Origin of the sequence: Shewanella sp. FJAT-52076, from assembly GCF_019457455.1 — a bacterium.
Taxonomy (GTDB): Bacteria; Pseudomonadota; Gammaproteobacteria; order Enterobacterales; family Shewanellaceae; genus Shewanella; species Shewanella zhangzhouensis.
Genome location: NZ_CP080415.1, coordinates 4,195,532 through 4,221,322, shown reverse-complemented (window position 1 = coordinate 4,221,322; position 25,791 = coordinate 4,195,532). Strand labels below are relative to the sequence as shown.

Genomic DNA, 25,791 nt, shown 5'->3' with positions numbered 1-25,791 from the left:
TCCGGTTCTGCGTCAGTAACGCAGAACTGCGAATTACAACCCCGCCAGTTTGGCGCGGGCGGCGTGCAGCTTCTTGTAGCTTTCAATCAAACGCTGATGGCGATCCAGTCCTTCCAGTTTTGTGCTGGTTGGGGTGAGGCCATAGAAACGCACTGAACTTTCCACCGAGCCGATGACCGCATCCATGGTCTCTTCGCCGAACATGCGGGTGAGATTAGGGCGGTAGTCTTCCAGCGCGAGCTCATCATCCAGGCTGATCTCCAGTACTGCCGACATGGCCTGATAGAAGAGGCCGCGTTTTACCGTGTTGTCGTTGTACTGCAGGAAGGTCTCGGTCAGTTCCTGGGCCGCTTCAAGCTCGCCCAGCGCCAGGTAGCACAGCAGCTTGAGCTCGAGAATGGTCAGCTGACCCCAGACGGTGTTTTCATCGAACTCGATACCAATCAGGGTGATGATGTCGGTGTAGTTATCCAGCTCGCTCTCTTCTAAGCGCTCAACCAAATCGGCAAGCTCATCGTCACTCAGGCGATGCAGGTTGAGGATATCTTCGCGGAAATCCAATGCCTTATTGGTGTTGTCCCAAATCAGGTCGGTCACCGGATACACCTCTGAGTAGCCGGGCACCAGAATGCGGCAGGCGCTGCCAAGGGCAGTGAATTCAGCGATGTAGGCCTCAAGACCCAGGTCTTCGAGGATGCCGAACAGGGCGGCGGATTCTTCTTCATTGGTGCCGGAAAAATCCCACTCTACGAATTCATAGTCGTGTTTGGCACTGAAGAAGCGCCAGGAGATCACCCCGGTGGAGTCGATAAAGTGCTCAACGAAGTTCTCCGGCTCCTGCACCGCCATGCTGTTGAAGGTCGGCTTTTGCACATCGTTCAGACCCTCGAAGCTGCGGCCCTGCAGCAGCTCGGTGAGGCTGCGCTCCAGCGCCACTTCGAGGCTTGGGTGGGCGCCAAAGGAGGCAAATACACCGCCGGTGCGTGGGTTCATCAGGGTCACACACATTACCGGGAACTGGCCGCCGAGGGAGGCATCTTTTACCACCACCGGGAAGCCCTGAGCCTCCAGCGCTTCGATACCCGCCACTATGCTGGGGTACTTGGCAAGCACCTCTTTAGGCACGTCCGGCAGGGCAATTTCTTCTTCGATAATTTGGCGTTTAACCGCGCGCTCGAAGATTTCTGACAGACACTGTACCTTGGCTTCGGCCAGATTGTTGCCTGCGCTCATGCCGTTGCTGAGGAACAGGTTTTCAATCAGGTTGGAGGGGAAATATACGGTCTCGCCATCGCTGTGGCGGGTGTAAGGAATGGCGCAGATACCGCGCTCATAGTTGCCCGAGTTGGTGTCCACCAGATGTGAACCGCAAAGCTCGCCATCGTTGTCGTAAATATCCAGGCAATACTCGTCCAGCAGGCCTGCGGGCAGCGAGTCGTCCTCTTCCAGTGGGAACCACTTTTCGTTGGGATAATGCACGAACTCGGCATTGGCAATTTCTTCACCAAAATACTGATCGTTATAGAAGAAGTTGCAGCTGAGGCGTTCGATAAACTCACCCAGTGCCGAACACAGGGCGCTTTCTTTGGTGGCGCCTTTGCCGTTGGTGAAACACATGGGCGAGGCGGCGTCGCGGATGTGCAGCGACCAGACATTGGGCACCAGGTTGCGCCAACTGGAGATTTCAATCTTCATCCCCAGCTCCGCCAGTTTGGTGGTCATGTTGGCGATGGTCTGCTCCAGTGGCAGATCCTTACCCAGAATAAAGGTGCTGTGGTCGGCATCGGGCGTCACCATCAGCATGGCCTGAGCGTCTTCGTCGAGGTTTTCCACGGTTTCGATAACAAACTCGGGGCCAGTCTGGACGACTTTTTTCACGGTGCAGCGGTCGATGGAGCGCAGAATGCCTTCGCGGTCTTTGTCGCTGATGCTCTCTGGCAATTCCACCTGAATCTTGAACTGCTGGTTATAGCGGTTTTCCGGGTCAACGATGTTGTTTTGCGACAGGCGGATACCTTCGGTGGGAATATCCCGCGATACGCAGTACACCTTAACGAAATAGGCAGCGCACAGGGCGGAAGAAGCCAGGAAGTAGTCGAACGGACTGGGGGCGGAGCCATCGCCCTTGTAGCGAATAGGTTGGTCGGCAACCACTGTGAAGTCGTCGAATTTTGCTTCGAGTCTCAGGTTATCGAGAAAATTAACTTTGATTTCCATGGGATAATTCCAGATGTTGCGGGCAAATGCAGTTGCCCTGCGGCAAGACCGCCTAAAAATTAGCGCAATTATCGGCTTTTTTGCCCCATTAGTCTTGGGTTAATTGTGCAGGCACAAATCAGGTTAAAAGAGGAGGAAGTTTGCCGCAGCGCTGCGATAAGGCGTCCTATACTGAGAACAGGCTTGAGGCCCTGCCCAAGATGGCGCAGCCAACCACTCGAGAGTAAGGAATACCAAGGGGTTAACAGTGGCAAAAATTCGCGGGTTTTATGGAATCTTGCTCGTGCTTATCAGCCTGTGTTTTGGTGTCAGGGGCGAAGAGGCGCCACTGGTGTTTATTAATGCCAGGGACGAAAACAACAGCGGCTATAAATGGTTGCAACTGGTGTATGACGAAGCCTTTAAGCGACTCGGCAAGGAATACGAAGTCCGTATATATCCGGATAAGCGAGGCGAACTTTTGTTGGCACAGGGTGCTGTCGATGGCGATCTCGCCCGAACCCAAGACTTTATCGTGCTGCATCCCAACCTGATTTTGGTGCCTGTGGCGGTGGCATGGAGCAATGTGGCAGCGTTAACCACCAGGGAGGACTTGGTCCTGCAACAGTGGGAAGATCTGGCCCTGTACGACCTAAGAGTGGAATACCGCCGTGGCTCTGTATTGGCTGAGACTCGCCTCGTGCCTCTCATCAAGCCGGAAAATCTTTCCATCGCCAATGACTGGGAAACCGGGATTCGAAAATTACTCGCCGGCAGAACCGATGTGTACGTGGATATGGAGGTCGACGTGATGTCGCTGCTCGCCAGCGGCGCCTTTCCCCACGCGAATCTGAAAATGGCGGGTGTGCTGGAAAAAGTTTACGGCTACCCCATACTGCACCCCAAGAATGCTGCCTTGGCCAAACCCCTGGAAAAGGTGTTGGGAAGCATGACCCGTGAAGGGTTAATTGAGTCCTATCGTCGTCAGGCATTGGAAGCCAGCGGCAGTCCTTAATCCGTTCTAATGGCGTATGACGTGGCTTTATCACCATGCCGGGGAGTATGATGGACCCATAAGCAGTTGGTGGAGTGTGGTATGAGCGGTTTTACGCCCGAGTTGGCAGTTGTATTACTGAATCTGGCGATCATAGTGTTGGCTTACGGCTTGGTATATCCCAGAGTTGCAGGCAGCGATTTTCAACGTATTTCCATCTGCGACCTGGGCGCCTCCGGGTTGGCCTTGCTGACAGTGGGGATGAAATACTGGGGTACAGGTGCAGCCTTTAATTTGCTTTTTACTGAGGTGAATTGGTTCTGGTTTACTCTGGTCAGCTACTTTGTACTCGAGCTGCCAGCCATCTTTTGGTACTTCAAAAAATACGGAGTGAAACTCTCCTGAGTCTGTTTTTGCGGCCATTCCTGTTTGGTTGATTCCGGCAGGTTTGGATGGCATTACCCCGTATAGCTGGTGATTTACTTTCATCTATTATCGTTAGGTCATATAAGGTGTTTCTGAGGTGCCTGTGGAGCGAGGCCTTCAATCCGCGACTTCCGTTTGTTGCATTCCAGACATCGTGAGCATGTGTTCCATTACCCAAATAAAAAACTGACAATCGACCTGATACCTCCTTCGATTCGGTGATTTGCTGTCTGTTAAGTGCTGTAGTTCCATCTGGTGCAATGGGTAGGCGTTAGATGACTTTTCAATGATTTGCATTGTTTACGGAGCAATGTATTTCATCTATTTAATCATTGGTCATTAGTTAAAGCGCTGTTTTTAATTAATATTGTTTTATTTGATGATTTTATGGATGCTTTATTTGGTGTCGTTCTGGCGAAGTTGGAACGATGGAATTAGCGTGAAACCTCAGTAAATTTCGGACTGGCCTACCGTGCCCGTGCCAGAGTCTTTAGTGCTATTTGACCACTCAGGCCCAAGCTCAAGTCCCAGCGCAAGCGATTGAATGAGCCTTCGGGCTATGCAGGGCCTAATGCCATTTCACACCTGGCCTGGCGCCATTTTGCCTGAGCAACACAGATGTAAAGAAGAGGTCAAAGCTTAATGGGTGAGAGATATTTATCTGTGGTGCGGTGTGCAGCACATCTCCACCTATCGTTTTTTGAGGTGTTTTTGCCAATATGCCAGAGGAGGTATCCGCGCGGTTTTGTCCGTGGTTCACGGATGCCAGCCCGGTGGTAAGGGGGCGGAAGGTGTGCTGATCTCTTTGGGGGACTAAGCCGGATTCTGGGTCGGTGCCAGCGGCTTAAATAAAAGAGAAGACTCAAAGGTTGCGCTTAACACCTCTGTTTGTAAGTCAGGTCATGAGCGCTTAAGCGCAAAACGTAACGAACAGTTCCGGATGCCGCTGATAATCTGAGCCGTGAATGTGGATCCCGACGACACTTACTCAAAATGAGCAAGCCAATCTTTCAATAGCCGGCTGAGGAGCAGTTGCTCATCCCGGCTTAACTTGGACAGCACCCGATTTTGCGTCTCGACATGACGCGAGAGTACCTGCGCCAGGGTTGAAATTCCCTTGGGAGTCAGACAAACTTCGACACTGCGTCTGTCTTTCTGACAGTGCTCCCGGGCAATAAACCCCTTCGCTTCCAAGCGGTCGAGTCGGTTGGTCATGGCACCGGATGTGAGCATCATGGCAGACAGCAAATCCGACGGTGTGAGCCGATAGGGAGCACCGCTTCGTCTCAGGGTGGCGAGTACATCAAACTCGCCGGGTTTGAGACTATAGGCCTTATGGCAAAGCGCAATTTCCTGCTCCAGATGTTTGGTGAGTCTTGCCAGGCGGCCCATGATACCCATGGAAAGGGTATCCATGTCGGGTTTCTCTTTTGCCCACTGCGCCAGAATTTTATCTACGGCGTCCATATAAAATCTCATACTTTCATTGGTATAAAAGTATATTAGCATAAAGATACTTTACGAAAAGTTTTTTCTGCGTTAGCCTGAAAACAGTCTCAATATAAAGATACTTTGTATGAACATAATTTTAGCCCTATTGACTGCGGCCCTGTGGGGAACCACATATGGGGTGACGCAATACACTTTACCCGACTGGCCGCCCCTGCTTTTGGGGGCAATTCGCGCTCTGCCAGCGGGGGTAATTCTCTGGTGTTTTCGCCCTAAGTTTCCCGTCCGTGATCATGGGTTGGCGCTGCTGAAATTAGGGGCTGTGAACATAGCACTTTTCTTCAGTTTGATTTTTGTCATGGCCCATACCTTGCCATCGGCTATCTCGGGTGTGGGCATGGTGTCCGTTCCCCTGTTTGCGATGATCTTCCAGTTTCTGGTGCTAAAGCATAAGCCTACAGGGCCACAGATATTGGCTGGCGTCTTGTTGTTGGTTTTGGGATTAATGCTCTTTAACCCCGCCAGCTTGACACTGAATCCCGTAGGACTTGCCGCCATGTTTGCCGCAATAAGTTGCATCATTTTGGGTAGTCGTATGACCCAAACCCTGAGTGGCAGGCTACATTGGTGGGACGTGCTGGTGTGGCAATTGATTCTGGGTGGTGCTTTGTTGGCGTTGGTCAGTACCGGTCAGTGGCTGATCGCACCAAGCGGATTTGCGGCTGTGGCAGATGGTATCAGTGGCCGTGAGTTTGCCGGCATCGCCTGGATTGTGCTCTTCAACACTGTGCTTGCTTATGGTCTGTATGTGTTTTTGATGCAGAGGATGAGTATTGTCGACTTTACCTTTGGTGGCATTGCCAACCCCATCACGGGCATTGCCCTGGGGGTGCTGCTGATTGGTGAGCAATACAGCCACACCCAGTACATGCTGATGGCCGGTATGATAGTGTCTTCACTGTTACCCAGTCTGTGGCTGTCGCGAAAACCAAAACCTGACATAGGTACCGCCAAGAAATCAGCGAGTTACGGACGGCATAAATCCATAAGCTGACATAAAGCAAACCCATAAGTTGACAAATCGATTCATGAGTTACGCCTCATGATTTTAGGGTTAATTGCAATCTGTAATTTTACTACATTTTCATAATAGGGCTGAGGTTATAGACCCTTCCGAAAGGTTATGATTTCCTAGTTTTATGGTCAGGCGTTCACTATCTATCTGTGCCAGCATGTTATGGGGATTAAACCGTCGAACTATGCTTTCTGGCATCCTATAAGAAAAGGGGGGGACAGTCTTTGGGATTGAAGTGCTGGAGATCCTGCACCTTTCCATAATGAGAGGGACAAGCCAAAGGCTAGATTTTGTATTCGAAACCCTACCTTTGATTACTCAATTGTGTCCTTAGTAACGATGTTATGGAGCAAGTCTTTAAAGGAGTGAACTATTGAAAGCCTCCAAGTACACGCTCAGTGACCCAATCGTTTAACAATACGATGCCCGAATCCTGAAAGAGCCTCACAACCTCGGCAGGAGTCAGCTGCCCAAAGGCAAAAAGCGGTTCTCCGATGTACCAGGCCCAGGCAGCATGATCGGATTAAACCAAGGTCGAACACGACGCAGTAGGGCATGAATTTCTTTCAGGCGAGTCTGAATTTTTGTCTGCTTTAAGCGTTCAGGGCGCTTCAACGACTGAGCAGGCAGATCCACAAAGCGAGCGATGTGTTCTACGGTTGTGAAGTATGCCTGAGCCCATAGGGTCGGCTCTTCAATCCCTTTTGTAGGCGTCTCATTGATAGCAAATACAGCCATAAATCCCACCCGAACTTAAAGACGACATAAATTTGAGTCAAAGATATGTTATGTACTGTGCCGGCGCAAGGTTGTTGGCACAACGGCCGGCAGGCATTGTGGAAACTAAGCAGGCTAGGCGTAAGAACCGATATCACGGGCAATGTCCTGTTGATTTTTGTGGATTACGCCAAATTCAAACTAACCTTATCTACCGTTTCTATTGTATAAGATGTTGGGGGATGACCAGAGTGCGTAATTCAGCGTATTTATGTCACAGAATTACTATGTCAGGCTGAGAATGACGAGAGTTTACCGATCTTTGATTATGCAGATTGGTAAACTTAGCGCGATATGCTTAACTCGTCCCAGCGGTGGTGATTGTTTGAGCATGCAGTGCATTCCCTTTACAGAGCGGTTTCAATCCTTTGCCGCTTGCCAGACCGGGTCTGCGCCATTCTGAATAATCCATTCCGACTTTGCCTGAGCCACCGGCTTTTGGGAATTTTGACAATTAAGGGAACTCCCCATGAAATCCACATCAGCACGGTTTGCTTTATCTGCGCTTTCTATTTTTGTTGTCAGCTGGCTTGTCGGTTGCGGCGACAAGGTTGCGACACCGACGACAGCGGCACCCGTGTCGCGGCCAGCCATCATACTCACCTTACAGCCGCAGGGCGTGTCGCAGACCAGCTTTACCGGTGTGGTACGCAGTGCGCAGCGAGCCGAATTGGCCTTCCGGCAGTCTGGCAAACTCGAAACCATGACAGTGCAGGAAGGCGACAAGGTCAGCCGTGGACAGGTACTGGCCACCTTGGATCCCAAAGAGCTGAAAACGGCGCTGAGCTCTGCCGAGGTTGAATTTAATCAGGCCAATGCCGATTACGAGCGCGGCAATAAGATTTTTAAAGCCTCACAGGCGATCTCACGCAGTGATTTGGAGCAACTGAAGGCCAAGCGTGATTTGGCGGCCAATAAGGTCACCAAGGCCAGACAAGATCTGGAAAACACCACCATAACCGCGCCATTTGCCGGGGTGGTTTCACAAAAGCTGCAAAATAACTTTGCGACTGTGCAAGCCAATCAGTCGGTTTATGTGCTGCATAACCCCGATGATATGGAAGTGCTGATCAACGTGCCAGCTAAATTGTTTTTAGAGCCGGTAAAAGGCCAAAAGGCGGTGGCTGAGTTAGAAGGCTTACCGGGCAAGCGTTTTAACCTGACTTATCGCTACTTTGCTTCGGATGCCGACCCCGTCTCCCAGACCTATCAGGTGGTGCTCGGGTTTGATGACCCAAGCGGCGTGGCGCTGCTGCCGGGGATGTCGGCGCGGGTGTTTGCCGTGATGGATGAAACCGCGTCAGCCAGCACCATTTTGGTGCCTATTGATGCGGTGGTGCCATCCAACACCGGCACGCAATTTGTGTGGCTGGTGGGCAGCGACGATGCGGTAGCGCAGAAGCCGGTCAAAGTCGGCAATATTCTGGGCAACCAAATAGAAGTGCTTGAAGGGCTGAGCGTTGGCGATCGCGTCGTGGTGGCTGGCGTGCAGGCGCTGACAGCGGGTATGAAAGTGCATCCAATGGCTGCAGAAGGAACTCGCTGATGGATATCGCCCGTTATTCCATTCAAAAACGCACCAGCATGTGGGTGATTATTTTCCTGCTGCTGATTGGTGGTTATATCAGTTATCAAAAGCTGGGTCGGTTTGAAGACCCTGAGTTTGTTATCCGTCAGGCGCTGATCATGACGCCATACCCGGGCGCCAGCGCCAGGGAGGTGGCTGACGAGGTGACCGATGTGATTGAGTCGGCAGTGCAATCACTGCAGGAAGTCAAAGAGGTTAAGTCGGTCTCCAAGCAGGGGATGTCGGAAGTGACGGTCGAAATCGACCTGCGCTTTTCCAAGACCAAGGGCGAGCTGGATCAGGTATGGGATAAACTCAGGCGCAAGATTGGGGATGCCCAGCGCCAGCTGCCCAGCGGTGCCGGGCCTGCCATAGTGAATGACGATTTTGCCGACGTATATGCGCTGTTTTATGCCGTCACCGGCAAGGGTTACAGCGATAAGCAGCTGTTTGACTATGTGGATTTTTTGAGTAAAGAGCTGGCGCTGGTAGATGGGGTCGCCAAGACAGCCATACTCGGCAACCGCCAGGAAGAGATTTACCTTGAGTTTTCAGCGCCAAGGCTAGCCTCGCTTGGGGTTTCTGCCCAGCAAATTTTTGCTGTGCTGCAAAAGCAAAATCTGGTCACAGTGGCGGGTGACTTATCTGCGGGCAATATGCGCCTTGCGGTAATGCCACAGGCGTCGGTCAGCAGCTTTGAAGCGCTCAAACAATTACCCCTGGGGCTTGGCAACAACGGCAGGACCTTGCTGCTCAGTGACGTAGCCAATGTGGTGCGCGCCTACAAAGAGCCCATGGGGCTCATCATGAATTACAACGGCGAGCGCGCCATTGGATTGGGGGTTTCCAATATCACCGGCGGCAACGTGGTGGAAATGGGCGATGCGGTCAAGGCGCGGCTTGCTGCGCTCGAAGGGCAGCGACCTGTCGGCATGGAGCTGAATGTGGTGTCGATGCAGTCTGATTCGGTGCGCTCATCGGTTGCAAACTTTGTCGATAATCTCATTGCGGCCGTGGTGATTGTGTTTGTGGTGCTGCTGCTGTTTATGGGTGTGCGCTCCGGGATCATCATCGGCTTTGTACTGCTGCTGACGGTGGCCGGTACGCTTATCATCATGCTGATGGATGACATCGCCATGCAGCGGATTTCCCTCGGCGCGCTGATTATTGCGCTCGGGATGTTGGTGGATAACGCGATTGTGGTCACCGATGGTGTGCTGGTGAAGCTGCAGCAGGGAGAAGATCGCGATAAGGCCATCAGCGAGGTGGTTAATTCCACCGTATGGCCACTGCTTGGCGGTACCCTGGTGGGCATTCTTGCGTTCAGCGCCATTGGTTTGTCTCCCAGTGATATGGGCGAATACGCCGGTTCGCTGTTTTGGGTGATCCTGTACTCCATGCTGCTCAGCTGGGTGTTTTCGGTCACCATTACTCCGCTGCTGTGCCATCAGTTTTTGAAGGTTAAACAACAAGCTGCCGGTCAGAACGGGGGCAAGGTTCTGGGCGCCTATCGCGCCATCCTGATTTGGGTACTTGGCAACCGCACCCTAACCGGAGTGGGGTTGATTGGCCTGCTGGCAATGGCACTGTTTGGCATGCGTCTGGTTCCGCCAGGCTTTATGCCAGAATCACAGCGGCCACAGTTTGTGGTGGACGTGTATTTACCTCAGGGTACCGACATCAACTACACCCATTCTGTGGTTAACCGCATCAGCGATGAAGTAGCCAAAGAGGCGGCCGTGACCGGCATTACCAGCTTTACCGGCGGCGGAGGTCTCAGATTTATGCTGACTTACTCCCCAGAACCACGTAACCCGGCCTATGGCCAGCTACTTATAGATGTGGATGATTATCAGAACATTGCGGCGTTGGTGGTTAAGCTGCAGCAGCAACTCTCAGAAAAATACCCCGATGCCTCCGTCAAGGTGTGGAAATTCATGCTTGGCCGTGGCGGTGGCAAAAAAATTGAGGCGGGATTCAGTGGCCCAGATCCTAAGGTCCTGCGCCAGCTTGCCGAGCAGGCCAAGGTGGCCATGTTAAACGATGCCAATCTGATTGCGGTGCAGGATGACTGGCGGCAACAGGTGCCGGTATTGGTGCCTGTGTACAATCCGGCATTGACCCAGCAGATGGGCCTGACCAGCGTTGAGCTCAATCAGGCGCTGGCGCAGTTGTTAACCGGTACCACTATTGGCGCATATCGGGAGGGCGACTCACTCATTCCGCTGGTGGTGCGGGCACCGCAGGAGGAGCGTAATTATCAGCGAGCCATTGAAAGCCTGCAGGTATACAGCCCTGTCGCTGGACGTCAAATCCCCATCAGTGAACTGACCGATGATATTCGGGTTGAGTGGCAGGATGCCATGATCCGCCGTATCGACCGCCAGCCCACCATCATGGTGCAGGCGGATCCGGCGCCGGGGATTTTGACCAACGATGCCTTTAACCAAATCCGCGGGGCGATTGAGTCGATTGAGTTGCCGCCGGGCTACTCCCTTAACTGGTACGGTGAACACAAGGCCTCAAAGGATGCCAACGAGGGATTGGTGGGCTCGGCACCCTACGGTTTTGCCGCGATGATATTGGCGGTGGTGTTTATGTTTAACGCCATTCGCCAGCCACTGGTGATTTGGCTTACTGTGCCGCTTGCCATCATCGGGGTTGTGGTGGGACTGGTTGCCTTTAACACGCCGTTTGAGTTTATGGCTATCCTCGGGTTCCTGAGCCTTATCGGTATGATGGTGAAAAATGCCATTGTGCTGGTGGACCAGGCCGACAACGAAATTCGCGCCGGCCTACCCGCACTTGAAGGGCTTATCCAGGCGTCGGTCAGCCGGGCGCGGCCTGTGGTATTGGGGGCTTTAACCACGATTCTGGGGGTTGCCCCATTGGTGATGGACCCCTTCTTCAAGAGCATGGCGGTGACCATTATGTTTGGTCTTTTGTTTGCCACCATACTGACGCTGGTGGTGATCCCACTGCTGTATGGCGCCATGTTCCGCATTCGTTGATATTTGCTGATATTGGCGGAATAACTGACTAAAGCGCCCCTTCGAGGGGCGCTTTTTTATCAGTGGCACTGCATTTTAGAAGGCATAAGGGTGGCGATTTATCCCGGCTTTCAAAGGCTGGTTATGGCAGGTGGGATGGTTGCATTGATGGTGGCTTGATGATGGCATGATAGTGGAATGGAGCGGCGGTGGCGGGCTTTGTGAGCACAGTTTTTAAAGGCGACGCAGTCTTTTCGAGCGTAGTTTTTCGATGTCATCCCTTGTTGTGGTTGATGTTTTTTTAATCACTGCTAGTCTTCTTGGGTGTAACAAATTTTTCGCCTAAACAAACTGATGGAGAGAAATGATGTTGAAGATGGCACAGATAACAATGCTCAGCTTAGCCGCCGCAACATTTGCAGTCTACGCAGACGAAAAGCCGGTCGACCCGCTGCAAGTGGAAGCCGAAATTGATGAGGGTTTAAAGAAGTTCGGTTACATGACCGGCCTTGCTCTTGCCTGCGTGGCAACGGAGCAGAAAGATGCGCTGGAGCGGGAAGCGATGGACATCAATAGTGAAATCTCGCGCACCCTGGGTGGCGACCGGGCATTTTTGTTTGCCGCCAGTTTTGGTTATGGCAGTAATATCGTGCTCAAAGTTGACGAGTGCACTGAAGTATTAAAGCGCTATGAAGAGCGGGTTGCGTCCTTTCGTAAAGGAAAAGGAGCATAACCATGAAACTTAAGGTCATGCTGCCCTTGTTGGCATTGGTGCTGTGTTCCAGCGTCTGGTCGCCCCTCGCGAGTGCTGGCCGGTGGGAGGTTCGTCACGAAATTCGCGAAGGCGCCAGAGAAGTGGAGCGCGAAAAGCGGGAAGCCAAACGTGAACTGATGCGCTGTAAAACCCGAGAATGTGCCAGACGTGAAATTCGCGAAGGTTACCGCGAGGTCAACAGGGAGAAACGCGAAGCCCGGCACGAGATCCGCCGTGAGTTGCGTGAAGCTCGCCGTGACAGATGGGATGACAACAACGATATTTTAGGTGGCGTGATTGTTGGCGCTGCAATTATCGGTGTCGCATCAGCCATTGCCAATGACGATGATTAAGCGGTTGAAAAGGTGTTTGTGTTAACTGTCACTCCGAGGAGGCGTTATGCTGAAAATCAGTTCCAGCCTGTTAATGTGTGTTGTGTTGTTCGCTTGCAGTTCGATTCCGAAAGATTGGTCTGGTATGAATTCTGACGAAATATCTGCGTGGAAGTCTGCAGGCTTTAGCTCCGAGGTCGCACAAAAGTGGTATCAGAAAGGGTTTAGCGCGCAGGATGCATCAGATTGGAATCGCGCCGGATTTAATTTGAAAGATGCCACAGAGTGGGGTGAAGAAAAGTTTACTGCGCAAGAGGCCCAGAGTTGGCGCAGTTCAGGATTCGATCTTGATGATGCCATAGAAAGCCGCAATAAAGGCTTAACCCCGATTGAAGACAAGTAATGCAACTATCCTTGTCGGGATTGTAGTGGAAGAGCATACTTCGTATGCTCTTTTCGACTTCTGGTTAGTGGATGTATTGGTGTAATGAACCCGGCATTATTGCTATAGTCCACAACAGGATTTGAATAGAATTTTAAGGACTAAATGTGGATATTAAAGTGAAAGATTCATTAGTTGGTGGCGTGGTGAATGGAGCCATTAATGGATACATCGCAACCTATCATTTTAAGGGAATGGATAGTGTCCCCATGTCACTTAACTTGATCACTAATTCTGAGGTGACCGTATGGGGGCAAGCGATCTCTTTGACATTTGGTTTAGGGGTTATTTTATCTCTTATCACTTCAATGATATTTATTCATCAACTCAAAAAGTCTTACCCAGAGTATATAAAAAACATAAATACTAGTTTTTGGTCTCACCTCGTTCCTATAGCAATAATGCACGCAGCGGCTCTATTCGGTTGGTTTGTTGCTCTTGCTGTAATCTGGACCAAATATGCAGGTGAAGTGTCGGTATCTTCTGCTGTTGCAGTTGGATTGATTGGACTGTTTGCTTTCATTATCACAATTGCCGTAGAGGTAAGAACCAAGGAAAGTATCATCTATAAAAAGGTCAATTTACTGAAAAATAATACGAGTGAATTAGCATAGGAAAGTCTCATGTCAGAAAATAACGTCAAAATGAGTTCTGAGCAAAGCGAAAAGAAAATAAGCCAAGCTCGTTCATTCACTTACTATATCTTTGCACTTTTTGCCATTCTTTGGCTTTACACTCTGTGGGCAGACCGTGTTACCCCCATGACAGACCAAGCTAGAGTTAATGGTCAATTGATCAGAATTAGCCCAGAAGTTTCGGGGCCTATTTCGCAAGTGCATATTACCAATAATAGTTCAGTAAAGGCTGGTAGCGCACTTGTTACGATTGACCCGCGTCCCTTTGAACTAGCCGTTAAGGCTGCAAGGTTGGAGTTACAAAAAGCAGCACAATCGTATGAGGCTGATTCAGCTGCGATCAGTGTCGCCCAAGCTAATGAAGTAGCGGCTCGTGTTAAGGTTGAGAATGCAAAGAAAAACGTAGAACGTAATCGTGTTTTGGCGCAAAAAGGCACTATCAGCCAAGCTTCGATGGATGACATCATCGCTGAACTGGAGACCGCACAAGCGGGACTTGCTCAAGCATCCTCTGCATTAGAAAAAGCAAAACAAGAGTTTGGTCCAAGAGGAATAGACAACCCAGAGATACAATCTGTTCTAAATCGGCAAGAGCAAGCTCTTCTTGATCTCAACCGTACTATACTTCTCGCTCCTGCAGATGGTGTGATAACTAATATGGATGTTGCGGTTGGTGATTATGCGGGTATAGGTCAACCTCTTCTTACATTTATCAATAACAGTAATCTGTGGTTGACCGCCATGGTAAGAGAGAATTCTCTGGCTCATTTAGAAACAGGTGATAAAGTTAAAATTGTATTTGATGCCTATCCTGGTGAAGTATATGAAGGAATAATATCGTCTGTTGGTTGGGGAAGCAGCGGTAATGGCAGCCTTGCACAAGATACCAGCAATGGACTTATGACTTCACCAACCAGCAGTGCAAAAGCACAACGCTTTCCTGTTAATATTGAGTTTACCCAACTGCCCGATGATCTTCAGCTAAGATATGGTGGTCGTGCAGTTGTTGGTTTCTATCCTGATGAAAACTACCTAGGTGAAAGACTGCAAGATTTCTGGATCTGGGCATGGAGTTATATCAGCTATGTATCGTAGTGCAGCAAACCCAATCATTAGAGTTGCGGTATTTCCAGTTTTATTACTGTTTTGGCAATATGTGTTTGGAACCGATTTACCGTTATTAGCGCCAGCCATGTGCGCTGTGTTTCTTACCACAACTCACGAACCACCACCGATTGTCATGGTGGTTATAATGGGTGGGGTCTTGTTCATTACAGCTTGGTTTCAGGCAAAAATGAGTGGGCTGTTGAACGATTATGTGCATCTTTACTACCTGCTATTGTTTGGAGTCTTTTACTGGTGCATGGAGCGGACTAAGAAGAATCCACAAGATGTGTTTGCAATATTGCTCATTGTTTCTACGGCGATGATTGCAGTTTTTACCCGTCAAAAAGGAATCAGTGTTGAACAAATTCCAATGGCACTGTTAGAAAATATTTTTATCGCAGGTTTTACGGCTTATTTTGCTTATTTTTTATTTCCTGGCGGCGATCCACTTTCTGTAAATGAAAAAACAGTATCGTCGAAAATAAAATATCTATTTGATTGGCAAACGCTTTTGAAGGCGATAATTGTTATGGCCATGATGGTATGTAGCATCCAGTTGGACATGGAGCAAAGTACGATTATAACCATCATTGTAGCTTTAATTATTAAAGATCCAGATCCCAGCATTGGTAAGGATTATGGCTTTAGAAGATTACTTACTACATACGCTAGTTTACTCTATGCAATTCCACCGCTAGTAATGAGCCTATTGCAGGCTAATATAGTTGGAACCCTGGGAGTCGCTGTGATTAGTGCGTTATTTATGGGTATTAATGCTGTCTCCAACAAAGCCAGTTACAACTCAATTCAATTACTGTATTCCAGTTATGTTGTTTTGGTTTTCTATGGGATTACTTCAACGAGTATCAGTGCAATTTCTGACGACCTAGTTCGTTTTAGCTCCGTGTTTTCAGCAGTCTTGTTTGGAATTATGAGTTTAATAGTATTGTATCCTAAAAAAATTGAATGACTAAAAATAGTTATAAGCTATCACTTTTGCTACTCATTATACAAAATACTGACTTTTACTCTAATCCGAAATTCGCCGTAGTTGCATTGCTAATTTTTAAAATTTTTTAAGAACCATAATAAAAATGAAAATACTTTCGAAGTATGCATTCATGGTTTAAAATAGACTAAGGATTTTTTAAATAAAGGCAGCTATATATCAATTTGTTTTTTATTTAAGCTTGCACCAACTAAACTTGAAACAACCACTGACATATAAAAAATCCCAACCGCAGACTCTAAGTAAACTAAGAGTTTTGCTAATGATGACCTCGGCGTAATATCACCATAGCCCAGTGTGGTTAGTGTAACAAAGCTAAAGTAAGTAGCATTGCTGAAGTCCGTATTTTGAGATTGTAAGCATATACCAGAAAACGAATCTGAGTCTAGCTTTAAAATAATTAAATACAAAAATGACCAAATCAGGCCTAAAACTAAGAATAATGACAAAGAGCCAACTATTTTATTTAAATCAACATGGCCGCTAAACAATACTTGCCTCGCAGCTAAGGAAAATATAAAAGAAAAGAAAATTGTAGAAATAGATAGTTTTAATAGATCTATAACAAACTCGTGACTCATCCAAAAAAATTTTAAAATCCCTAAAGCAATCCAAGATCCTAAACAAATAGTTAAGATCATAATGAATCTAGTATTAAACCTAACGCTTAAAATACAAATCAGGAACCCAAGGGCAGTTGAAATGTTGAAAATAAAATAGCTATTACTGATTTCATATATGACTGGTGAGGAAAGTACAATTAAAATAGATATTAGGAAATAGAAGAAGTTATTTCTCTCAGATATATTAATTTTCATAATAAAAACCTGTATTTTTAAAAAAAGAGAAACATGCCTCATGCTAAGATGTACCAGATCAGGCTTGACTATACTCGATACCGGCGTTGTTGATCAAATCATCAAGGCCATAAAACAGCAAAAGTCGATGACTGAATCGCCACTACTTCATCCGGCGACAGTGACTCATTAAGTGTGCTCACTATGCCAAAAGGGCGTTGTTGATCAAATCATTGCGCGGATAGCAACTGCCCCAAGATCTAGCTCGGTTTAACGGCCAGCGCCCCTTGAAGGCATGCCCAAGCTCAGCATTTTGTTCATGGCCTTAACTCCGGCTAAGGCTTCGCCAACTTGGGCATTGTAGTCTCGCAGCGACAGGGTCGGGCTTATCAGTTGTTTGTATCGGTACATCGCGGTTTCCGCTAGCGACCTTTTACCGTACTCATGTTGCTGCTTCCAGTCTGATAGACTGCCTGCTTTGAGCGCTTCCACAGCCTCATCGCGAATAAGCCCTCTGGACCAGTAACCCGCATTCGACCTAAATAGCTGTTCCAAATAGTAGATCACAGGAAGGGAACTCAGTCCTGTTTGAGCGATCAGATCTATCGCCAAACAAACCCACCACTCGCCCAAGGACTGAGAATGGCCATCTTAGCACCACTATGCCGCGCTGAACGCAAGCGCATGCAAAAATTGATTCAAAAAACCAATGATAAGCACTTTGCCAGGCGTTTGATGGCGATGTTGATGTTGCATCAAGGGCTGCCGGTTACCCAAGTTCAGCACATCACCGGCGTGACCTCTCCCCCAAAATTAAGACCATGACATTGATGAGATTTCCAATACACTGGAGCCAATGGAGATCTCAACATGAAGAAACGTTACACCGAAGAACAAATCATTCAGGCCATCAAACAGCATGAGGCAGGGGCAAAGGTCGATGACATTTGCCGAGAGATGGGCATATCCACGGGCACATTCTACAACTGGCGCAGCAAGTATGCGGGGTTGGAAGTAAATGAAGCGAAGCGGCTGAGAGAGTTAGAGGTCGAGAACAACAAGCTCAAAAAAATGCTGGCCGACAAGATGCTGGAATTTGAAGCATGAAGGATGTGTTGTCAAAAAAGTGGTAACGCCAGCGGCAAAAAAGCCTGTTGCTCAACACTTGATTGAAGGTTTCAGTCTCAGTGAGCGTGTGGCCTGCAAGCTGGCTGGGTTGAGCCGGACTGCGTTTCGCTATCAGCCCATGGCAAAGGCTGACAACGGGCTCAGACAGCGACTGAAGGCGCTGGCGACGCAATATCCTCGCTATGGGTATTTGATGCTGCATGGTTTGCTCAGAGGCGAAGGCTGGGTCAAAAACCGCAAACGAACCTATCGGCTCTACACGGAGGAAGGCTTGCAGGTCAGAACGAAGAAGCGCAAGAAGCTAACTCGGCCAAGGCAGCCTATAGAGGTGCCGATAGAACCGAATCAACGTTGGTCGATGGACTTTGTGTCAGACCAACTCAGCAATGGTCGCCGCTTTCGGGTACTGAATGTTATGGATGATTATTCGCGGGAAATGGTCGGTCAATTAGTCTCTGTAGCCATCAGTGGCAAGCAGGTAAGCAGATTCCTGGACCAGTTGATGGAAGAGCGAGGCAAACCCAACAAGGTGACTTGCGACAATGGGACAGAATTTACCAGCAAGGCAATGTTCTTCTGGCGTAAGGAAACAGGCGTCACGCTGAGCTTTATTCAGCCAGGAAAGCCTACGCAAAATGCCTTTGTGGAGAGCCTGAATGGCAAATTCCGGAACGAATGTCTGAACCAGTGCTGGTTCAGAACCTTGGACGAAGCCAGATACGAGATCGAGCTATGGCGCGAACACTACAACCAAGTTCGCCCACATAGTTCACTGAACTACATGCCGCCTGTTGAGTATGCCAAGCAGGCAGCATAAGCTGGAAAATCTCATCAAGGGATTGGTACTAATCTCGGGGAAAGGTCACAAGCCTGCATTCTAACAAATCGATATCATAAAAAAGCCCGCTACTTGCGGGCCTTTTTGCCATGAGCTTTACGGTGAGGTTAGTCTTTTTAACGAGGGGATAGCCCTACGAGCATCCTATGAAGGAAAGAGTAGCGTTTAACCGTGATGGTGAGCCATGTAGCCTAGCATGCAAAAACCGATAACGATCAGTACGCCTGCCAATGTCAAAATTACACCTGTAGTCATAATCACCTCCGATACGAGATCAGGTTCAAGGCTATACACAATCAGTATATCCATAAGTCGCCTGAACGACCAAGGCACTGAAGAATCTGACCCCGCATACCCATAAAAAGATGCCCTCTCGAGAGAGGGCATCTTTCACTTATTATGTAAGTTGAACAAACTCTGCCTATTCGGCAGACGCGTGCCTTAACTTAAACATCGAAACGATTGTTTTTATCTTCAACTGCCTATTCGGCAGTTCACACGTTTTGAAGCTTTGCGAAGAGAGTGTAAAGATTTTCAGCTGCCTATGCGGCAGTTCACGATTACGTTAAGGAAGAAACATCGCAAATACTATTTTCAGCTGCCTATGCGGCAGTTCACTATGAACACTATCTAAAATTCCAATGCTGTTCAATAGTTTGATAAATTTATCCTATTTTATCCATCTAAAGACGATGCGGGGATAAATTAAATTAATTCAAATGGTTAAGCGTTGCTCACAAAAAAGAGTTAACGGGTATCGTTCGGCTTGAATGGGTTCAGATCTGGCACGGTTCCGCTGAACTTTTGGTTAGTCGAGAGCCCGTATTGATTAAATTCAATCGATGTTGCCTGATTCACAGTCTCTTTTTGTATGTGAAGTAAAAAGTCTTGGTCTGTGCTTGCGCTGCTCACCGCCACGCAGTGAAAGGGGTCTAGTTCTTTGGCGTGGTTCCGGATGGCAGGCGTGAAGGGTTCACCTCTGGCCTCCGCTCGCTTTTTCAACCGTGCTAAACGTCTCCGACTGTCTTTGGCAAAAATCTTGGCAATGGTTTGATTGCGTTTGAACCGCACTTCTTTGCAATTGCTGGGGACAGCTGAAACTGCACCGAGCCGGAAGAATCCAACTTGTTGCATATCTTGGAAATAGGATTGTGACCTAAGTTCGGCTAATACATCGTGATCGACATGGACAAATGCAACTGACGCCCCGATTGATTTTTCGGTCCAGGAAGGAAAGCTGACTCCCAAGCCCAGGATGTTGTGTTTGCAAATAAACCCATGCATGACTGAAATGCATCGTCCAGTCAGAAGCTCCAGATTGGCTCTTTTCGGTATAAATTCCACAATGAAATAGTATCGTTGCATGCAAACTCTCTTTTAAATCGTTGATTTCATTGCTTCTCAGCCTTTTTTTGAAACATGCCGCCTTTGATCAGTACAGAAAACAAATAGTAAATATCAGGATTGCTGGGTGACTTCGAGTTTTCGTGGTTTTGCTTAAGCTCGGTTAGATACGCCTCCGAATTGACGAAAAGAGAGTAAAAGCTTTGCTCTGACTCTGGTGGGCGACGAGCTATTCCCAGTTCCCTGTCGGCACCATACTCGTGGACCCGTAATCGTTTAGATGGTTCATCGGCCCACCAATCATCAATAGACTGTATGGCCGCTCCAATTTTGACCGAATTAAAGCTCACGGCATCGCGGCCATCAATGCACTTGACCTTAGAAAACTGCTTCGACGCCTCGCCTTGAGTTTTGTCTATAAGAAGCTGGCTTGGATAGATTTCCTGGCAAAAGGCAGTTTCAATTTTTGCTGTGATGTCTGCATGCCAAAATGCAGATGGGTTTGTCAGTGCTTCGTGCATTTCTTCGGTTAACACGTTCAAGGCTTGATGAGTTTCATCAGGCCAGAGGCTATCCCAAGCAAGCCGCCTGGTATTGCTTACCTTCAAACAATGACCTGTGGTGGTTAAAATCTCAATTTCAGTGTTTCCGGTGTTTTGGTTTCGACCAAGCCAAGTCCCCAGCATCAGGTTCTTGCAGTACCGCAGCGCCAGCTCTTTATAGCCAGAACATGCGTTAAATGTTTTCCCCAAGTCTTCCAGTAGGGTAAAGACTTCAGGGTCGCTACAAGCTGAGGGTTTAAGTGAGTTAGCCTGCACTCTCAGGGAAAAACGGCAATAGACGTGGGTGATATTTGGGGGGACGTAACACTCTTCTAGAATGATTGGGTTGCTGTGAGCAAGATCTTGGGGAGCAAGGTTTTTCGGCTTAAATTGAGGGGTAAAGGCCTCTGTAAAGCCAGCCTTTTGGCCTCGTATACGATTTATGACTGCTTCGAGCGGTACAAAGTCATTCTCGGCTGTTTTGTAGAAAAAGACTGCCTTACTTGGATATAGGGAGCGGTCATATTTTAATAGGTTGCATAATTCCATTGGCACCCTCAGATCCGTTTCATGAGCATGGAGTTCTCTTTTACGTCGAGCATCCAGAATGCTTTTTTGAAAAAGTGACTCATTCCCTGCAACCTTATATCAATTGCCGACGAACACTCAACCACCCCCAAAGCAGGCTCAGCGTAACAGTGTAGAGTCCCCAAGGCCCCCTCTCGGCCTACAGGGGAGCCTAGCAGCATGAAACCAGACATCACCGGACATAAAGAGGCATTTTGTTTGAGTAGCTGTAATAAATCATCCAGCGTATCCAATGAGTGCTCTGCTGGCATGATCCACTTTCCTGACATTGGCAGTCGCCTAAGTAAGGTGAAAAGTGCCTCTTCGCACTTAAAGACTTCACACCATTGTTTGGCCGATTTTAGTTCGGGCGGATGCATGACTCCACCGGCAAAGGTCGCAGGGAAGCTCGACATAACTAGACCACACTGACTGTCCAATCGTGCAAGGTCTTCCTCATAGCCGTCAATGTGGATAATAAGATCAAACTCTAAATCGCAGTACCGACCGTCAACTATTCCCGGGCGGCGGAATTGAGCATCTCTGGCCCCTTGCATGCCAAGTTCGGGTAGTTTCTTTCCTGGCACAGCAGAGTAGCGATGAATAAACCACGCAAATGAGCTCATTCTGAGGTTACTGCCGAGCCGTTCGTTTAGCCGTCTTTGGTAATTGTGCATCATTCCCCAAACGGCAGTTAGAGAAGGCAATCCAACGCAGTAAGGATTGGATAACGCCTGAGCGTCAAATACACGTATGCCTTTTAGATATAAATACCGCTGATTTTTTGCGGGTTCTGAGGCTGTTTCCGGCACATCTGGCCCTTTTGATAAGTTCACCAGTAGCCAGTTCATGCAACTCTTGAGGGCAGGCATCAAACGCTGATGGAAGGCGAATTTCTGAGTTGCAGCCAAATGGGATAACGCTGTGTGGAGCATGCTAAGCAATGGTGTCAGCAGCTCACTGATTGAGTCATCAGTGCTGTTTAAAAACTGATACTCGATTGTTCCACGAATGCTTTCCAGTTCATTTACTGACAGGCCGCTTTCCTTGAAGTCAAATCGCCATTCCACCAGAGGTGCCAACCAGGCAGTAAGTGTTGCTCTTATCCGTTTGTAGCAGGCAACTTTTTGTTGCCTTCTCTGCTTTAATGCCAAGGCTGAACCCAGCGATAACAGGCCTTCCAGTGCAGATAGAAACTGGCTTTGTGAAAGTCGCTTGTTATCGATGACGGGCTTTCCCATCTGGACCATTGAGAGTCTGAATTGGGCCAGCCCCATAATTTTCTGCAGAATTGGTGGGGGGTAGTGTAATGCTCTCACTCTCCCTCCAAGAGATGCAGCAAGCTCGCTAACTGCTGCGGGCCGGGTGAACTCGATATGGGTAAATCGGCCTAGTTTATTGGTGGCTGCTTGTTGTAACTCGGCTTGCAGTGCGTGGCTGGCAACAGGCGTGAGTGCTATATAACCATCACGGTAGGGCATACGAACCTGAGAGGAATATTTGTCAACGATTTGGGGAACATCATCTGCAGGCAGAAACCCAATAACCCGGCCACACAAATTTTGAAATTTGGCTGTCGGCATCCCCAAAGCCTGAAAGGCGGCTTTCCACTGCTTTGGAGGGTGAAGCAAAATGGTAGCAAGACAGTAAACCTCTTCCTCCCATTTGAAGTGGCAGGTGAATAACTTTGCCAGATTTACCTTCGCCGCATCATGCGACCAGCCAAAGCTTTGACCGCAATTGGCGCTGCTTAAAACCGTTTGATGCATCGGTGGATGCTGTGCAATTAACCTTTGTTTACTAACACGGATATCTGGATACTTAAGGTTATGAGTATGCAGCCATTTTACTTCACTGATACAGGCATCAATGTGCTTGTCGTTACCAAGTGTCTTCTTTGCGAGCTTTTTGTCCAGCAGATTGTCTACAAGCTTTTTGGGGAAGGTAAGATTAAGCAATACAGCAAGTGCAGCCACTTCATTATTCGTGACATCCACATATGGGGTAAAGGAACTAAAGGCTCTTCTTAACGCGACGTTACGGTCCTCAACATCGGCAATCTCGAGCAGCGAGTGTAAGTTAGTTTGTTCTACCATGAGGAAGCGTACTCTCTTTGCCTGTTATCGCCAAAACTGTGCTTGTACTCAATGACTTGTCTCAAGTAAAAAACACCGACATCAGGTTCAATTCGTCGATGCAGTTTTTGCCTCAACCCAGATGTTAGTATTCCGTCCTGGTACAACCGGTAAACCTGCTCGTGGGTGGCTGATAGCAAAACGGCAGCTTCACTCACAGAGATCAGTAAGTCAGCTACGTTCGCTTTTTTAGACTTAGGATGAGCCGCGACTAAGTTGCAGAGGTATTCCACCAAAGCCTGATGGATAAAATGCGGCGTTTTGTCCTCTGGGATTAAGCACTGACAACGTAATATCAGGTCACCATAAATAGACCTAAATGCTGTATGGTTAAACAAATCAATCAACCTAAATTCTGCCCCTTTGGTCATCTCGTCCAACCAATCGTGGAATTGTTTGGGCCAACTCCCAAAGTAGCCTTCAACCTCCATAACCACGGCCTGCATATCCTTATTATGGCTCTTTTGGTACCAAGCTAGTGCTGCCAGTCGATGTGTGGCAGAAGCACTGGAGAAGATGGCGTCATGCTTCGGAGATGATGCATCGGCAAATAAGTTACGAGCCACAGAGACTGCTTCGTTCTTCGCTTTAATGCTCGCGGCCGTGGCGAACTCGAATCCGCAGGGGCAATGGGTAATGGATTCGTTGTCCAAGTAGTTGATCTTGCTGTGGCACTCTGGGCAATGGTGGAGCAACTCACATTTATGCTTTGCGCAGGCGATGACGGGCTTTAGATGCCAGGTTTGGCGGATGTAAGCATTTTCTGCCAGACATTGAGGGCATATTGGCACGGCTTCTGCGCCATGGTCAGCAGAGTATCGAATGAAGCTCAATGGGACATCGATACCGTTTCTATGAACTGCGACCATAGAGCCCAAAAACAGCCGGCTTGATCTAAGCAAGGCGAGTTTGTGAAGTTCGTTATGGGGTAAGCCCAGCAGGGTTTCTATCAAACGTAACGCCCGCATCCGAAAGTGGCTATTGTGCTTGGCGTGGTAAACATTGAGCCGTTTCAACTCAACCGGAAAGGCACCGTGAGCTTCATAGTCCAATTCATGGAGCTCTTCGCGTATGGCCAAGCTTAGCTGTTCGTAGGTATCAAAAAAGTTCTCATTCACTACGCGCAGCAGATAGCTTTCCAACGCCTCATCACTGAAGGCCCGGGATTTGGGAGCAAAGAGAAATGCCATTACTTGACCTGGAAACTAAGCAATCCTAAGTTTAAGTTAAAGGCCTTGTGGGCACATATCAAGCAATATTGTTGCTTAAGAGTCTTCAGTTTTTGCATTCAATGGTGCCTGATATCACCTTATGCCAAGATTAATCCGCACAGCCTGTTTCGAAAGGAACCAAGAAATTCTAAGGTGGGCAGGGCAGCGAGCTTATGGGTTGGACTGGTTGCCGGGCCGAAAAGTGGTTCTGCCAGACTTATCCGGCAATCTACATCTAAGTAATCCAATGAAATGGCTTCACCAACAATGCTGGCACTGCGTGGCTTTTCACTTGGCGCGGCTTCTATTCTGCTTGTAAACAATACCCGATGTTCCGGTAAGTCTTCGGCAATTCTATTGGCATAATCAACTATCTTGGGTTCGGCAAAGGTATACAGCCAGGTTTCGCCATCGCAATCCGTTGTCATGCGGATCCCCCTTCCCAGTACCTGACGGAAGTAGAGTTCCGTTGTGACATTGCTTAAATGGCAGCAAACCTGAAGACGAGGAATATCAGTGCCCTCGCTAATCATCCCCACACTCACAATCCATGGTTGATTACTATGACGGAAAGTCTCGATTATTTGCTGTGGATTCGCTTCCTGGTAGGTAACCAGTGATGCCGACAGTCCAAATGCATCACGGAGCAGCGCAACAATCTCTTTCGCGTGAGCTACCGAAGATGCTACAACCAATCCCCCGGCCATGGCGTTATTGCTGCGTAGTTGCTGCAATTTTTCTATGCCTAATTTTAAGCAATGTTTTAAGGCGTTATGATTGCGCAAGATACTGCGGTAGGCGGTGTTTGAGCCGGTCAGTAGCGCCTCAATACCCGAAAATTCCTGTGTATTTCCGGTATCGTGAATCACCAGTTTTTCATTGTCGATGAGCACAATATTGGGCTTGCGACATACGCCTTCCGCTACGGCTCGTTGCAGGCCATAGGTATAGTCACAGGTGATGCCGTTATTACCATACGGCGACAGCACAATAGGACGCATATCCGAGCGCCATGGAGTACCGGTTAGGGTTAAGGTGTATGCGGCGCGGTGTTGGATTTTGGCCAAAATCTCTGCCCCCCACTTGTTGGCATTGCCCAGATCTGAACCCGCGCAGTGGTGGATTTCATCAAATACGACAAACACTTTATAGCGATCGAGGAGAGCCCAGAATTCCTCATCTTGGTGTGGCATGGATTGATAGGTATACGCTCCACCTATCGCACCTAGTTTGCCGTCGAACGGCAAGTCAAAGCGGTCAGAAAAAGTTCGTGCGAGACCGGATGCAATAGTAACTGACGGTGAAAAGCAAAGAATAAAATCAATCGTATCAGTCTGATACAGACGTATTGCCAATTCTGCAGCCATCATACTTTTTCCAGCACCGGGCGTAGCTTGGCAGAAAAAGTGCGGTTGTGAGCGATAATGCTGCAGCGCTTGTTCTACGCATTCTGCCTGCCATTTGCGTAACTTCATG

The 25,791-nt window shown here is 48.5% G+C and carries 21 protein-coding genes and 2 pseudogenes; 13 read left to right on the top strand and 10 right to left on the bottom strand.

What is annotated here, in order from left to right; genetic code table 11:
* Positions 1–33 precede the first annotated feature (33 nt).
* Complete coding sequence (locus tag K0H79_RS18730; RefSeq protein ID WP_220076846.1) at positions 34–2,217, bottom strand: OsmC domain/YcaO domain-containing protein; 2,184 nt, start codon at positions 2,215–2,217, stop codon at positions 34–36.
* Positions 2,218–2,464: 247 nt separating this feature from the next.
* Here K0H79_RS18730 and K0H79_RS18725 point away from each other — a divergent pair, with 247 nt between their 5' ends.
* Positions 2,465–3,211, top strand: coding sequence for a transporter substrate-binding domain-containing protein (locus K0H79_RS18725; protein WP_220076845.1), 747 nt, complete (start codon positions 2,465–2,467; stop codon positions 3,209–3,211).
* An 81-nt stretch (positions 3,212–3,292) separates the two neighbouring features.
* Positions 3,293–3,595 carry a hypothetical protein gene (locus K0H79_RS18720; RefSeq protein ID WP_220066118.1) on the top strand — a complete coding sequence of 101 codons (303 nt, stop codon included), beginning with the start codon at positions 3,293–3,295 and terminating at the stop codon, positions 3,593–3,595.
* A gap of 1,005 nt (positions 3,596–4,600) precedes the next feature.
* Here the strand turns inward: K0H79_RS18720 and K0H79_RS18715 are convergent.
* Positions 4,601–5,083, bottom strand: a complete 483-nt coding sequence (locus tag K0H79_RS18715) for a MarR family winged helix-turn-helix transcriptional regulator (RefSeq protein WP_220076844.1) — start codon at positions 5,081–5,083, stop codon at positions 4,601–4,603.
* Positions 5,084–5,192: 109 nt separating this feature from the next.
* Here K0H79_RS18715 and K0H79_RS18710 point away from each other — a divergent pair, with 109 nt between their 5' ends.
* Positions 5,193–6,119 (top strand): DMT family transporter, encoded by a 927-nt coding sequence (locus K0H79_RS18710; protein ID WP_258405438.1) that lies wholly within the window; start codon positions 5,193–5,195, stop codon positions 6,117–6,119.
* Positions 6,120–6,602: 483 nt separating this feature from the next.
* On the opposite strand, the gene K0H79_RS18705 is transcribed toward K0H79_RS18710, so the two are convergent.
* Positions 6,603–6,878, bottom strand: coding sequence for a hypothetical protein (locus K0H79_RS18705; RefSeq protein ID WP_220076843.1), 276 nt, complete (start codon positions 6,876–6,878; stop codon positions 6,603–6,605).
* Between the two features lie 508 nt (positions 6,879–7,386).
* Between K0H79_RS18705 and K0H79_RS18700 the strand changes: the two genes are divergently transcribed.
* From K0H79_RS18700 to K0H79_RS18665, 8 genes are all read left to right on the top strand, one after another.
* Complete coding sequence (locus K0H79_RS18700) at positions 7,387–8,463, top strand: efflux RND transporter periplasmic adaptor subunit (RefSeq protein ID WP_220076842.1); 1,077 nt, start codon at positions 7,387–7,389, stop codon at positions 8,461–8,463.
* Positions 8,463–11,495, top strand: a complete 3,033-nt coding sequence (locus K0H79_RS18695; RefSeq protein ID WP_220076841.1) for an efflux RND transporter permease subunit — start codon at positions 8,463–8,465, stop codon at positions 11,493–11,495. The genes K0H79_RS18700 and K0H79_RS18695 overlap by 1 nt, the downstream gene beginning before the upstream one ends.
* 346 nt (positions 11,496–11,841) lie before the next feature.
* The gene (locus K0H79_RS18690) at positions 11,842–12,207 is read left to right on the top strand and encodes a hypothetical protein (protein WP_258405437.1); all 366 of its coding nucleotides are present in this window, start codon (positions 11,842–11,844) and stop codon (positions 12,205–12,207) included.
* 2 nt (positions 12,208–12,209) lie between these two features.
* Positions 12,210–12,581, top strand: coding sequence for a hypothetical protein (locus tag K0H79_RS18685; protein WP_220076839.1), 372 nt, complete (start codon positions 12,210–12,212; stop codon positions 12,579–12,581).
* A 46-nt stretch (positions 12,582–12,627) separates the two neighbouring features.
* Entirely contained in the window at positions 12,628–12,963 is a 336-nt protein-coding gene (locus tag K0H79_RS18680) for a hypothetical protein (protein ID WP_220076838.1), read from the top strand.
* Positions 12,964–13,109: 146 nt separating this feature from the next.
* Positions 13,110–13,616, top strand: a complete 507-nt coding sequence (locus K0H79_RS18675; RefSeq protein ID WP_220076837.1) for a permease — start codon at positions 13,110–13,112, stop codon at positions 13,614–13,616.
* Positions 13,617–13,625: 9 nt separating this feature from the next.
* Complete coding sequence (locus tag K0H79_RS18670) at positions 13,626–14,732, top strand: HlyD family secretion protein (protein ID WP_220076836.1); 1,107 nt, start codon at positions 13,626–13,628, stop codon at positions 14,730–14,732.
* Positions 14,722–15,714: a DUF2955 domain-containing protein gene (locus K0H79_RS18665; protein ID WP_220076835.1), complete on the top strand. Its 993-nt coding sequence runs from the start codon at positions 14,722–14,724 to the stop codon at positions 15,712–15,714. The genes K0H79_RS18670 and K0H79_RS18665 overlap by 11 nt, the downstream gene beginning before the upstream one ends.
* A gap of 191 nt (positions 15,715–15,905) precedes the next feature.
* Here the strand turns inward: K0H79_RS18665 and K0H79_RS18660 are convergent, their stop codons facing one another.
* Positions 15,906–16,394 (bottom strand): potassium channel family protein, encoded by a 489-nt coding sequence (locus K0H79_RS18660; RefSeq protein ID WP_220076834.1) that lies wholly within the window; start codon positions 16,392–16,394, stop codon positions 15,906–15,908.
* 426 nt (positions 16,395–16,820) lie between these two features.
* Positions 16,821–17,090: pseudogene (locus K0H79_RS18655) on the bottom strand (IS5/IS1182 family transposase); the annotation flags it as partial.
* A 102-nt stretch (positions 17,091–17,192) separates the two neighbouring features.
* On the opposite strand from K0H79_RS18655, the pseudogene K0H79_RS18650 reads away from it, so the two are divergent.
* Together K0H79_RS18650 and K0H79_RS18645 are read left to right on the top strand one after the other, a co-directional pair.
* A pseudogene (locus tag K0H79_RS18650) lies at positions 17,193–17,345 on the top strand (IS630 family transposase); the annotation flags it as partial.
* A gap of 75 nt (positions 17,346–17,420) precedes the next feature.
* A protein-coding gene (locus tag K0H79_RS18645) for an IS3 family transposase (protein WP_258405436.1) occupies positions 17,421–18,495 on the top strand; the annotation gives its coding sequence in 2 pieces (ribosomal slippage) (positions 17,421–17,656 and positions 17,655–18,495; 1,077 coding nt in all).
* A 768-nt stretch (positions 18,496–19,263) separates the two neighbouring features.
* Here the strand turns inward: K0H79_RS18645 and cas6f are convergent.
* The 5 genes from cas6f to K0H79_RS18620 form a co-directional block, all read right to left on the bottom strand.
* Entirely contained in the window at positions 19,264–19,881 is a 618-nt protein-coding gene (gene cas6f, locus K0H79_RS18640; RefSeq protein WP_220076833.1) for a type I-F CRISPR-associated endoribonuclease Cas6/Csy4, read from the bottom strand.
* Between the two features lie 26 nt (positions 19,882–19,907).
* Positions 19,908–20,951, bottom strand: a complete 1,044-nt coding sequence (csy3, locus tag K0H79_RS18635) for a type I-F CRISPR-associated protein Csy3 (protein ID WP_220078203.1) — start codon at positions 20,949–20,951, stop codon at positions 19,908–19,910.
* A gap of 8 nt (positions 20,952–20,959) precedes the next feature.
* Positions 20,960–23,065: a type I-F CRISPR-associated protein Csy2 gene (locus K0H79_RS18630; RefSeq protein WP_220076832.1), complete on the bottom strand. Its 2,106-nt coding sequence runs from the start codon at positions 23,063–23,065 to the stop codon at positions 20,960–20,962.
* Positions 23,059–24,294: a TniQ family protein gene (locus K0H79_RS18625; protein ID WP_220076831.1), complete on the bottom strand. Its 1,236-nt coding sequence runs from the start codon at positions 24,292–24,294 to the stop codon at positions 23,059–23,061. Before K0H79_RS18625 ends, K0H79_RS18630 begins: the two co-directional genes overlap by 7 nt.
* A 119-nt stretch (positions 24,295–24,413) precedes the next feature.
* Positions 24,414–25,790 carry a DEAD/DEAH box helicase gene (locus tag K0H79_RS18620; RefSeq protein WP_220076830.1) on the bottom strand — a complete coding sequence of 459 codons (1,377 nt, stop codon included), beginning with the start codon at positions 25,788–25,790 and terminating at the stop codon, positions 24,414–24,416.
* Position 25,791: the final 1 nt, after the last annotated feature.